This window comes from Geminocystis sp. NIES-3709, assembly GCF_001548115.1.
GTDB lineage: Bacteria > Cyanobacteriota > Cyanobacteriia > Cyanobacteriales > Cyanobacteriaceae > Geminocystis.
Genome location: NZ_AP014821.1, coordinates 3,909,558 through 3,921,588 on the forward strand (window position 1 = coordinate 3,909,558; position 12,031 = coordinate 3,921,588).

14 protein-coding genes are annotated in these 12,031 nt (G+C 33.2%); 2 read left to right on the top strand and 12 right to left on the bottom strand.

Annotation, left to right across the window (positions count from 1 at the left end; all coding sequences use genetic code 11):
* Positions 1–42: 42 nt before the first annotated feature.
* From folB to GM3709_RS16695, 4 genes are all read right to left on the bottom strand, one after another.
* On the bottom strand, positions 43–399 hold the full coding sequence (gene folB / locus GM3709_RS16680; protein WP_066121390.1) for a dihydroneopterin aldolase: 357 nt from the start codon (positions 397–399) through the stop codon (positions 43–45).
* A gap of 361 nt (positions 400–760) precedes the next feature.
* Positions 761–1,261, bottom strand: a complete 501-nt coding sequence (locus GM3709_RS16685; protein ID WP_231937587.1) for an anti-sigma factor — start codon at positions 1,259–1,261, stop codon at positions 761–763.
* 36 nt (positions 1,262–1,297) lie between these two features.
* Positions 1,298–1,960 carry a sigma-70 family RNA polymerase sigma factor gene (locus GM3709_RS16690; RefSeq protein WP_066121394.1) on the bottom strand — a complete coding sequence of 221 codons (663 nt, stop codon included), beginning with the start codon at positions 1,958–1,960 and terminating at the stop codon, positions 1,298–1,300.
* A 140-nt stretch (positions 1,961–2,100) separates the two neighbouring features.
* Complete coding sequence (locus GM3709_RS16695) at positions 2,101–2,400, bottom strand: hypothetical protein (RefSeq protein ID WP_066121396.1); 300 nt, start codon at positions 2,398–2,400, stop codon at positions 2,101–2,103.
* A 165-nt stretch (positions 2,401–2,565) separates the two neighbouring features.
* Here GM3709_RS16695 and GM3709_RS16700 point away from each other — a divergent pair, with 165 nt between their 5' ends.
* The gene (locus GM3709_RS16700; RefSeq protein ID WP_066122007.1) at positions 2,566–3,264 is read left to right on the top strand and encodes a hypothetical protein; all 699 of its coding nucleotides are present in this window, start codon (positions 2,566–2,568) and stop codon (positions 3,262–3,264) included.
* 141 nt (positions 3,265–3,405) lie between these two features.
* Here the strand turns inward: GM3709_RS16700 and GM3709_RS16710 are convergent, their stop codons facing one another.
* Complete coding sequence (locus GM3709_RS16710; protein WP_066121400.1) at positions 3,406–4,182, bottom strand: hypothetical protein; 777 nt, start codon at positions 4,180–4,182, stop codon at positions 3,406–3,408.
* 83 nt (positions 4,183–4,265) lie between these two features.
* A complete protein-coding gene (locus tag GM3709_RS16715; protein WP_066121402.1) occupies positions 4,266–5,693 on the bottom strand; it encodes an FAD-binding domain-containing protein in 1,428 nt (475 codons plus the stop codon).
* An 860-nt stretch (positions 5,694–6,553) separates the two neighbouring features.
* Here GM3709_RS16715 and GM3709_RS16720 point away from each other — a divergent pair.
* On the top strand, positions 6,554–6,934 hold the full coding sequence (locus GM3709_RS16720; protein WP_066121404.1) for a hypothetical protein: 381 nt from the start codon (positions 6,554–6,556) through the stop codon (positions 6,932–6,934).
* Between the two features lie 178 nt (positions 6,935–7,112).
* Here GM3709_RS16720 and GM3709_RS16725 read toward each other — a convergent pair whose 3' ends face one another.
* From GM3709_RS16725 to GM3709_RS16750, 6 genes are all read right to left on the bottom strand, one after another.
* On the bottom strand, positions 7,113–7,643 hold the full coding sequence (locus tag GM3709_RS16725) for a DUF2808 domain-containing protein (protein ID WP_066121406.1): 531 nt from the start codon (positions 7,641–7,643) through the stop codon (positions 7,113–7,115).
* Positions 7,644–7,728: 85 nt separating this feature from the next.
* Positions 7,729–8,451 (bottom strand): hypothetical protein, encoded by a 723-nt coding sequence (locus tag GM3709_RS16730; protein WP_066121408.1) that lies wholly within the window; start codon positions 8,449–8,451, stop codon positions 7,729–7,731.
* Between the two features lie 121 nt (positions 8,452–8,572).
* On the bottom strand, positions 8,573–10,540 hold the full coding sequence (locus GM3709_RS16735; RefSeq protein ID WP_066121410.1) for a ribulose bisphosphate carboxylase small subunit: 1,968 nt from the start codon (positions 10,538–10,540) through the stop codon (positions 8,573–8,575).
* A 172-nt stretch (positions 10,541–10,712) separates the two neighbouring features.
* A complete protein-coding gene (locus GM3709_RS16740; RefSeq protein WP_066121412.1) occupies positions 10,713–11,021 on the bottom strand; it encodes a EutN/CcmL family microcompartment protein in 309 nt (102 codons plus the stop codon).
* Between the two features lie 15 nt (positions 11,022–11,036).
* On the bottom strand, positions 11,037–11,375 hold the full coding sequence (locus GM3709_RS16745; protein WP_017292631.1) for a carbon dioxide-concentrating mechanism protein CcmK: 339 nt from the start codon (positions 11,373–11,375) through the stop codon (positions 11,037–11,039).
* A gap of 109 nt (positions 11,376–11,484) precedes the next feature.
* Positions 11,485–11,796, bottom strand: coding sequence for a carbon dioxide-concentrating mechanism protein CcmK (locus GM3709_RS16750; protein ID WP_017292630.1), 312 nt, complete (start codon positions 11,794–11,796; stop codon positions 11,485–11,487).
* Positions 11,797–12,031 lie beyond the last annotated feature (235 nt).

A 12,031-nucleotide genomic window follows, 5' to 3' on the forward strand; every position in this document is an offset into this window, starting at 1 on the left:
AAATTTAGTAATAATTGACAAATAAGTAAACTTTTGTAACTTTTATTTTGTTCGTGTAATGTCGATCGTGATTTTACCACCAAAATCCGGAATAGGAGGTGCAGGTTTTGATAACTTCACTCTAACTTTAGAAATGGATTCAAACTTTAAAATATCATCCGCAATCACTTCAGCTAACTTCTCTACCAAGGCAAACTTAGCTGTTTTGATAATGTGTTTAACCATTTCAATGACGTGACGATAATCTACTGTGTCGTTAATGTCATCACTTTTTCCTGATATTTGTAAATCTAACCATAAGGTTAAATCAACTTCAAACCATTGACCCAATGTTCTTTCTTCTGGTAATAATCCTGTATAACCATAACTACGAATACCGCTAACTTCAATACAATCCATATTTATTCAAAATATAAACTAAATGTCTTCTATGATAAGGTTACTAGCTTATAATCGACAATAAATAGGGGTATTCAACAATGAACAATGTACAATTGACAGTTTTACCTCTGGCTAAAAGAGAAGAGGATTGAATTAAAAAAGATCAACCTTTTATCTTTTTTCCCTTAAAAAGAGGAGACTTTAAACCTTGAATGGATCAATTATCAATTGGTAAATTGACTTTAATCTGAGGGTTAAATTCCTTTACTTAGGGAAAACTCATCTAATTGCCATATCCTCGGATTATAAAGAAAAAACCCTTGGAAATTTTCTGTTACTGGTTTTGGATTACCCTCATCCGTTGGAAATTAATACATATTTATTTACTATCGATCGCATCCATCAAAGACTGATCCAAGGGTATCATTAAACCTTCTTCCTGAGTAGTGGGTATCTCGATTAAGGGTTCATTTAAAGCGATAATTAAAGTTTCATTCTTCGGTGTTGAGTTATTTTCCTGTGCCATTTGTAGTAAAGGAGTTCTATTAGGACTAAAAAGGCCACTTACACTAGCTAATATTACTGCAGCGATCGTACCACCACTCCATAACCAAATTTTATGTTGTTTTTTTTCTTGATCTACCCTAGCAAAAACTGCATCAGAAAGTTGTTTTGCGCTACATTCTGAGGAAGGAGTTGGTAAATTATTTATTTCTTGACGTAAATATAACAGTCTTCGGTATAAACCCTGAATTTCAGGATCATTCGATAATAATTCTTGTACTTGTTTTCGTTGTTCGGCAGTTACTTCACCGTCTAAATACGCACTTAATAACTCAAAAGTGCATTTGTCGGGGGGATAGGAATGGTTAGTCATCATATTTTTTCTCCTTAGCTTATAGTGTTTAAAATTAAATTATTGATTATTTTCTAGGTAAGGCTTTAATAATAATTGCAGTCTATTTCTTGCTCTTGCTATTCTTGATTTTACCGTACCTAGGGACACTTGGGTAATTTCCGCAATCTCCTCATAGCTTAAACCTTGTATTTCTCTTAAAACGATGGTTGTGCGAAAAGTATCAGGTAAATCGGCAATGGCTTGTCTCAGTTGATCATAAAATTCTACAGTGGTTAAATTATCTTCGGGAGAGGGTAAATCTGAAGCTACTTCCCATTTTAACTCATCTTCTTCCATTACGATCGAAGCGTCTAAAGACAAAGGAGTAGCATTTCTTTTTCGTTTACGCAGTTGGTCATAGAATAAATTAGTAGCGATACGACTTAACCAACCTTTAAATTTAGCGGGATCTTGTAAACTATTAATTTTCTTATATACTCTAATCCAAACTTCTTGGGCAATATCTCCTCTATCTTGCCAATCGGGAGCTAAATTATATAAAATCTTATCCACATAACCCTGATGACGGCGTAATAACTCTGCAAAAGCCCCTCTATCAGGTTGACTAGTTTGCTGACAACACAAAATTAAATCAGTATTGGATAATTGTTCAACTTTCACTTTTTGTTGTATAAACGGAATAGATAAATTAGACCAAGATAAAGAAATAGAGGAAACCATAATATATTCTATGCTGATTTGAGAATAGTTGTACTTAGTTTGACTATTTCCCCAGTAAAAAGTTCCCAATAAAGTGGGCAATGCCCACTATAACCATAAAAATAGAAGAAAAATCATTAATTTATAATCATTATCTCTCTCTATTTAGAAAACTTAGACATGGCATTATCAAAAGCAATGGTTAATTCATTCCACGCTGATTGAAAACCCACACTTAAACTTTCCCAAGCCTCGTCTCCTGAAGATTGTAGTTCAGTAAATTTATTTTCTAACTCAGCTTTTTTTGCTTTTAAAACCTCTATTTTTTCATGTAAATCCGCCTTGGCATCTTCTCCTACCTCCTCAGCTTTCGCTTTTAATTCATCTAATTTTGCACCCCATTGTTGGAGTTTTGTCTCCATTTCACCTTGATAAGTTTCTCTGTTACTTAAATTACTCATAATCTTTTAATTTGTTATGATAAATTTTCAATGCCATAATAACACGATAAAAATAAAAAGGCATTATCCACTATCCTTAAATATTAATTTAGTTGAATCAATTCTTTAGCAGTAACACTCAAATTTTAGATTGTTTAAGGTACTTTAATGACAGGACTTAATAAGATGATGAAAACAATATTATTAAATAAAATTAAGACAGGTTTAATTAGTACAATATTCTTTTTTTTAATTACTAATTCAGCTTACGCTGATAGTCCACTTACTTCGACTGATTTGGCAAATTCTTATGAAGATATGACAATTATTTCGATCGCTAAAAATAGTAAAAAACTAGAAAAAGATGTTTTAAATTTTCTTCTTAGTGAGGCACCATTAGATCAAAAAGCCGCAGTAATTAACGCTTTAGGTTGGAATTTTGATGGACAAAATAACGGTTATTTATTCTTAGAAGGATTGGCTAAATCTAAAGGTTTAACAATTAATAATTTAACCATAAAAGATTTAACTTCTTTTGATAAATTTGTCTTAGGTTATTTATTGGCAATGGATGATTATTTTAATTTATCTCCCATAGATAATAATAGTTCTCTACCCTTATTTCGCATTACCCCTTTGGAATTATTAACATCTGTTGTTGTAGAATTACCTGATGATTTCACTGCACATTTTGTACGAGCATTAGTAGAAGGACAAAAAAATTTGGAGAATCCACAATCTTGGTGTAATGTCTATCAAGTTCATCAATTAGTGTTAAATCAATTTCCGCCAGATAAACGCAATTTACGTCCATCAGCAATAGCAAATATTATGGACTATGTCAACCTTTATAATGAATATTGTAATGGTAAAAACATTGATTAATCAAAAAAGAACTAAAGAAAAAATTAAACCACTTAATAAAGATTTTGAAAGAATATTTAATCAGAACAAGAAAATTAAATATTCTTCAGAAAGTGTCGAAAAAACTCTCGATAATCTAACTTTTCTAACTTCCACAATAGTTTATTGATTTTGAAGATAATTTAAAAATTCTATCAATTCATGATCTGATAATAAATGACGAGATTTTTTACCATAGGTTTCTAACAAATATTTTTTACCTTGTTCTTGAGTCCATGCTAATCTTTTCATTTCAATACTGGTTTGATCAATAATCTGACTAAAATCGATCGTCTCACTATATTCTAAGGGTAATGTGGGTTCAGATAATTCTTTTGAGTTCAATTCAGGAAATAAAATTAAGTTATTAGTGGCTGTTTCCTCTTTGTTATTTTCATTCTCAAACAAAGAAATATTATTAATATCTGTATTTGAAATTTCATTCTCATTAATATTTTCAAGAGGTGATATAGAAGTATCTACTTCATGAGGGTTCTCCTTTATTTCATTTGTATTGTATGATTCCCATAAATCTTCATTTTCTTCGATTGTTTTCGATTGTTTCTCCAATGGTGGTAAATCTTGAGTTATAGGGGGAGTGGGGAAAGTTTTTGTGATGATTTCTGGTTTTATTTTCTGGGGTATTGAGTCTTTTTTTGGAGATTGTGGGGTGATAATTTCTTTTTTTGCTTGATTATCTGATAAAGTTTCATTTTTACTCCAATTAACTACAGCGATCGCTCTTTTTCGAGCTTCATCTTCTGCTTTTTCGATAGTGTCATTAGCGGCTAATGCTGTACCTAAAATCACCCCTTCTTGAGTTACCGCTACTTTAACTATATATTTACCATGATCGATCGTTACTAACTCACTAATCAATGCTAATTGCTTTATCGTCATAATTTTTCTACAAGGAATGATAGTGGATTTTTTGGTTATCAATACAATTATACTAGATTTGTTAAGACTTGATTCTAAGAATTTTAATTCTTCAAGTTTTGATATATTTGTTTAAACTCTCTTTGTTGTTGATTGTGATCAACTATAGGCATAGGATAATTACAACCTTGAGCAGACAACGGGAATATTTTTCCTGTAACTAATTCTCCTGTATCGAGGTGACTAATTTCAGGCAACCATCTACGGATATATTCAGCCTCACTGTCAAATTTTTGGGCTTGAGAAGCGGGATTAAAGATACGTAATGGCTTAGGATCCATACCACTAGAAGCACTCCACTGCCAACCCCCATTATTAGAGGCTAAGTCTCCATCATAGAGTTTTTGCATAAAGTATTTTTCCCCCCAACGCCAATCGATTATTAAATCTTTAGTCAAAAAACTAGCTACAATCATCCGACAACGGTTGTGCATCCATCCAGTTTCATTTAATTGTCTCATAGCGGCATCGACAATGGGATAACCTGTTTTTCCTTCACACCATGCCTGAAAAAGTTTTTCGTTATTTTGCCAAGGGAAGACTTTAAATTGCTCTCGATAAGCACCTTCCGCCAATGGGGGAAAAAAATAAAGACAATGTTGATAAAATTCTCGCCACGCTAATTCTTTTTGCCATGTAATAATGTTTTCTCTCGCTTCGTCACTTTGAGCATTTTCTAATTCCTCGATCGTATTTTGCCATAAAGTTCTACACCCGATCGTACCAAATTTAATGGCAGGACTTAGTTGAGATGTACCATCGATCGAAGGATAATTACGATTTTCATTATAATCTGACAACAAATAACGACAAAAATATTCTAATCTTTCCTGTGCAGCCACTTCTCCTGAAGATAACAGTAATTCATTATCCCAAATAAAACCTAAATCTTTGAGAGAAGGTAAAGGAATTAAACCCAAATTTTTGCTAATGTTATATTCTTCATCCTTTAGAGAAGATAAATTAGAAATAGAGGGAAAGGGTTTTTGCTTGTCCTGTTGTGACCAGTTACGCCAAAAAGGAGTATAAATCGTATAGGGAGTATTGGTTTTAGAAAGAATTGTTTCTGGAGGGTGTAATAATTGATCCCAAAATGTCTCTACTTTGATACCCTTAGCTTCTAAAGCACTTTTCATTATTTTATCTCGTTTCCGAGCAAAAGGTTCAATATCTAAATTCCAATAAACTTTTTCTGCTTTTAACGCTTCGGCCAAAAAAGGAATTATATTAATGGGAGAATCATGAAAAATTAATAAATCACTACCTAATTTTTGATAATTTTTTTGTAATTCTTCTAAAGAACCTAACAAGTATTTTACCCTAGCTGGAGCAATATCATCACTTTGTAAAATAGCTGGATCTAAGCAGAATATTCCGATAATTTTATTTGTATTTTCCCTAGCAAAAAATAGCCCTAAATTATCAGTTAATCTTAAGTCTTTACGATGCCAAAATATAATCAAGTTATTCATAATTTATTCAAATAATATTTTTTACTTTTTAATTTTCTTTAACATTTTTTAGCAATCTTAAATCATTTATCAGAATTAAGTTATATTTAAAAACTCTAAAATTTTTATTAATCTCCCCTACTAACTTTTGTTTGTTAACCTCTCTTTTCTATTCATATAATTTTTTGTTGGTAGATACTAATTTTCTCATAAAATACTCATTGTGAAAGATTTTATAATAATTTTTTGTTCATTTCTCTTTTATAATCGAGGTTTTTGGGGTTATTTCTAAAATACTTTTTTTGCACAATATTTAATTATTTCTGAATTTTTTAAAGTTTTATGAAGGTTTTTTCTTAATAAATCGCAACAAAGTTTGTAGATCACAAGGACGATCTTGTATCCTAAGATTGTGGGGATCAATCTAAAAGTAGGCTTTAAGACTCATTATTTGTTTAAATCTAATCTGATAAACAAAAATCATTGAGTTTGATTATTAATTATTGAATTATATCAATACAAATACTCTGTTAATTACTAATTAATTTACCAAATTTTCTTAATTTATTTACAAAAGTTCATAAAAATCTAACATAAATCATTAAAACACCAGTAATTAGGATGGTATTTTTAGGAAAAATTCAATAACTTTAATAATTATAGATTCATGAAAAAACAATTTTAATCAAACCTAGATTTACAGATAATTAATCTAATTTTATACTCACAATTAATAACATTGATCAATCCTATAAATAAAAAAGATCGATCGAATCTTTGATCATAAAAATATTAATTTCATAAGTTAGATTTTTAGATAAATTTGCCTAAAAGACTGATTTTCTTATCAAGATAAAAATACATATTTAGGAGAGAAAAAAATGTCCAGAAGAAAGAAAAAATTTGCCTGTGGTCATAGTGGTTACGGTAGAGAATGCCATAGATGTGAGCAATCTTACGCTGTGAGAGAACAAAAGAAAAAAGAAAAAAATGCTTGGCAGGAAACATTTTGTCATGATCCGATCGATTTAAGTTCTTTACCTAGAAATGTAGTTTTAAAAGCTAGGCAGATTATACAGAATATTCAAAACCATACCAGTTATACCAATTTTAGGGGTAAAAGGTTACGACACGATCGATTTATTATTAGTATTCCCGTAACTAGAAATTATCGTCTTATCTGTAGAGATTACGGCAGTTTTGTAGCGCCTGAAGCTGTTGTTTCCCATGAAGATTATAATGTTTGTAAACCCGGTAGTTAAAGAAATGAACCAAAAAAATTGTGGTAAAGGGATAAGAAAGAGGAGATAAAGAGAAAGAGAAGAAAACTATCAAATTTTTGAAGGTAAATCGAACTGACATCTTATCTTGTCAATTAATCTTCTCTCAAACTGAAGTTATCTCCTGTCTCCCCTTGTCAAAAAACTTTTTCAGCAAAGTCTAATTGATACTCAAAATCCATGTGCCAAGGTTCAATCTTAAAGGTACTTGTCCAGGTGTCAAAATTTGTGCTTGGAAATAAAAAGTACCCCCATTCTCAGGGTTTTTGACGTTAGAAAAAACCAATTCCACTTTATTACTTTCAAGAAGAGGTTTTTCTAAATCAATTTCAATAATACGACTTTCTTTATCCCATACAATTTCCCTAATCGGTAATTTTTCATTTTTTACTCTCACTTCGATTGAGTCAACATCAAAAGTACCACGATAATATTCTGGATAGGTAATAAAAAATTTTGCTGCTCCTTGAGTGAGTTTTTTGCCGGGGATTCTGAGACGATAACGATCCCAACCTCCTGATTTACCCCCAAAATCTAAATGATAGTTTAGTATATCTTGTCGATCGACCCCACTAAAAAGAGTTAATCCGGGGTTACTTTGAGCCACAACTAAATTAGGTAAACCTGTAATTAAAGAAGTTGTAACGGCTAAAGTTGCCAAAAAAGGTTTAGTGATTTTTAATAAATTCATAATAATTCAATATACTAATTAATTTAACTGATTCTTACTTTAACAAACTAAACTACCAGACGGGGAAAATAATAATTTTGTTTCCTTATGGAGTTTTTCGTTCAGGAAAAAGGGTAAATAATAATTTATTGATATAAACTTGTCCAACTACGGTGTTAACTTGAGGAGTGTTATCTTCCCACACATCATTATTAAGGATTTCTGTTTCTGAATTTTCTTCTATTTCTAAAGTTGGGGATTCTTGCTCATTTTCCGTGATATTTTCTTCTATTTCGTTAAAAGTATTGTAATTTTCTGTGTCTGATGAGTGGTTATTATTATTTTCTTCTATAGGAATATTCTCAGTTTCTATTTTTGGCGTGAAACCATTTTTTACCCCATCAATAATAGTTTGTGTCGGAGAATTGATTTTTTGAGAAGAAGAATTTATGTTAACATCTTCATTAAAATTTATTTGACGGGATCGATCGCCTATAATTGAACCAGCCGGAATTACACTCATAGATTCAATGTTAGAATTATAAACGGTCACAGAAGCTCCCAAAGAAACTTGAGATCCAATAACAGACTTACCTAAAATTAAACTGCCAGATCCTAAAATTGTATTTTCCCTAATTTCCACATCTCCATTATAAGCCGTAATAATAGTACCCATTCCCAAACAAACCCCTCCATGAATGATTATTTTATTACCTTGAGTGGCATTTAAAATAACTCCTGAAGCGATAATGACACTTTGATCGATCGTGACATTTCCTCGTATTTGGGTTGTATCTATAGTACTAGGATGTAAAATGGGTAATGACATGAGTTCAGAGTTCGGATAAGAAAAAATGGAAAGAGGAGTAGGAGGAAGAGAGGAAAGAATTTATTAATTCTGCATTTCAAATTCTAAATTTCTCATTCCTCATTTCTCATTCCTCATTAAATTATGGTCTTTGAATGATAGCCTCTAAAACACGGCGTTTAGCTTGAGTATCAATACCAATTAAACGGACATATTCACCATTATGCTCTTGAAGACAGCCTTGTAAAGCCGAAATAACTTGACTTTCATTATTACTGTCGATGGGAGAACAACTTTGCCAAGATTTAGTTTTAAAACGGCGCACATCTGCGTGTTCTGTGCCAATACGATAACCTTGAGACAATAAAGAACGCACTTGAGCTAAAGTGTTAGCATCGAGAGAACTACTACCGTTTTTAGTGTTCGTATAAGCAGAAACATTTGTACTATTACCATTATTATTAGTAACAGGAGTTGCCTGATTAGTTTGTCCGGGGCGTTGGATAATCATCTCTAATACTCTGCGTTTAGCATTGGTATCAATACCAATTAAACGAACATATTCTCCAGCATGATCTTGTACACAAGCCTCTAAAGCTGAGATTACTTGACTTTCGCTAGTTGCTTTGATTGGGGAACAACTTTGCCAAGATTTACTTTTAAAACGGCGAATATCTGCGTGTTCGGTGGCTATTTGATACCCTTGAGATAAGAGACTACGAACTTGGGAGATCGCTTCTGCACTCAAACTACTATTAATAGCACTTCCACTATTACTTCGGGATGGTTGATAGCTAACTTTACCGTTTCCATTACCATTACTACTGATACTAGCGGTTTCTCCCGGTCGTTGAATAATAACCTGAGATACACGACGTTTAGCTTGAGGATCAACGCCTACAAGTTGCACATAGTTACCGCTCAAATCTGCTAAATAGCCTTGAATAGTACTAATCGCTTCATTAACTGAGTTAGTTTTAACACTAGGTGCTGTTAACCAAGACTTGGTTTTAAAACGACGAGCATCGGCATATTCAACTCCAATACTATAACCGCCTTGAATTAGAGAACGAATTTCACTGGCTAAATCGCCGTTACCTTTACTAACAGGAGCATGACCATTTCCGTTACTATTTACTTTAGCTGTGTTGCCCTTACTAGCTTGTACGGGGGCTGGTGCTTCACCAGGACGCTGAATAATAACTTCGGCAATTCTACGTTTAGCTTGAGGATCAACTCCAATTAGGCGAACATATTCACCACTACATTCATTTAATATATTACCTAATTCTGCTAAGATTCCAGCCTCATTGGTAGCATTTAAGGAAGCACTTAACCAAGATTTGGTTTTAAAACGACGAGTATTAGCGTGTTCTACACCAATGGTGCAACCTTGTCTTAACAGCGATCGGACTTGATTGATTATATCTGTATTTAAACTCATATTAGTTACTGATTGATAACCATTAGTTTGATTATGGGTTGGTTTTTGCTCCGGAGTATTTTCTTCTCGGATGGCATTAATACAAGCATTATTGTTCGCACAGTGATAACCGGCGGCTAAGGCTTCGTTAATATGGACTACATGGGCCGCAAATTCTCGATCTTCGGGTTGCACATCAGGAAGTCGATCGGCTTGTTGTTGATTAGTAATCACCGAACCTGAAGGCACATATTTTCCGGGCGGAATTTCCACATCCTGAATTAGAGCGTGCATCATGACAATACAACCATCTCCAACTCTGGCATTAAAAACTGTCGATCGAAAACCAATAAAACAGTTATTACCCACATAAGCAGGGCCATGAATTAAGGCTAAATGAGTGATACAGGAATCTTCACCAATCCATACGGAATAGTCTCGATCATCATCACCTTTAACTCTACCTTGCTCCAGTCCATGAATTACTACCCCATCCTGAATATTACTACCATTACCTATGTGAAAAGGTGTACCTTCATCTGCACGAATAGAAGTACCCGGGGCAATTAAAACATTTGCTCCGACTTTCACATCTCCAATTAAATTAGAGAAGGAATGAACATAAGCACTATCATCTACTTTTGGTTCAGCTAAATTTTTTGACCAAGGAGTAGGTGGAGCCGCCATTATAGGGACGCTCACTATAAACCTCCACAATAATTATCTTATTTAATCTCTCAAGGACACTCATTAGGATGTTAAGAATATCTTGAAGGATTAATACTTTTGTCCTAATTTGTCCTCACGGATTGATTTTTCTGGTTGTTACAGATTAAAACCAAAATACTTTATTTAGTATTTAATACATTCTTTCAGCATCTTTCTTGCTATAAAGCAGATCGGATGTGGTTGTAACTGTATCTATAATGCCCACTACCATCGCATCGACGGGACGTTCTTCATGACCAGTTTCTTTTCGAGCGGCACTGCCACGAGTGACAAGTACCCATTCATTGATACCAGCCCCGACGGTGTCTCCGGCTACTTCATAGTTGGGTAGCACATTACCATCAGCATCTAAAAATTGTACTAATAATAACTTGACACCTGTTAATGTCCGTGATTTGTGAGTACTAACAACTGTACCACACACTTTGGCAATTTGCATTAATTTAATTCCTGATTAAGATCTGCCCAAAGGACGAGGATTGATACTTTCTCTGAATTGTTCGACTTCTTCGGTATAACGAATAGGTAATACATATTCAAGGTTTTCGTGGGGACGAGCAATGATATGGTGAGATAGAACTTGACCACCTTTTACTCGTTTAACATTTTCAATTCCTGCACTCACAGAGGCTTGTACTTCAGATACATCACCACGAACGATAACAGTTACACGACCACTACCGATTTTTTCGTAACCCACAAGAGTTACACGAGCGGCTTTAACCATCGCATCTGCTGCTTCTACTACGGCAGGAAACCCTAAAGTTTCTACCATTCCTACTGCAATTGACATATTTTTTTTAGGTTATTTTATTTGGAAATTTATAAATCAATATTTGAGAGTTAAATAGCTCTAAATTTTGAAGGTGAATTTTAGTCAACCATAGGCTAATGACTAAATATTAATAACTACGGAATTGTTCTACTTCTTCGGTATAACGAATGGGTAATACATATTCGAGGTTTTCGTGAGGACGAGCAATGATATGGGTTGAAAGAACTTCTCCTCCACTTACTCTGTTTGCTGACTCAATACCCGCCGAGATGGAAGCCTGTACTTCAGATACATCACCACGAATGATAACGGTAACACGACCACTACCAATTTTTTCATAACCCACAAGAGTTACACGAGCGGCTTTAACCATCGCATCTGCCGCTTCTACTACTGCTGGAAACCCTAGGGTTTCAATCATTCCTACTGCAATTGACATTTTATTTTTTCCTTGATACACTAAATTTACTTAAAACTGAACCAAAAGTCGTGTTCTAAAAGTTTTAATTTACTCACAAAATTTTAAGATCAACAGACAAAAAAAATTAGTTGGTCAGTAAATTAATGAGTATTTTTACTTTTTTGATTCTCTAATGAACTTCTAGTTAAGATATTTTTCAATCTACTAGAATAAGCATAAACAAGCATGGTACGTTTGACAAGATAAATCTCTA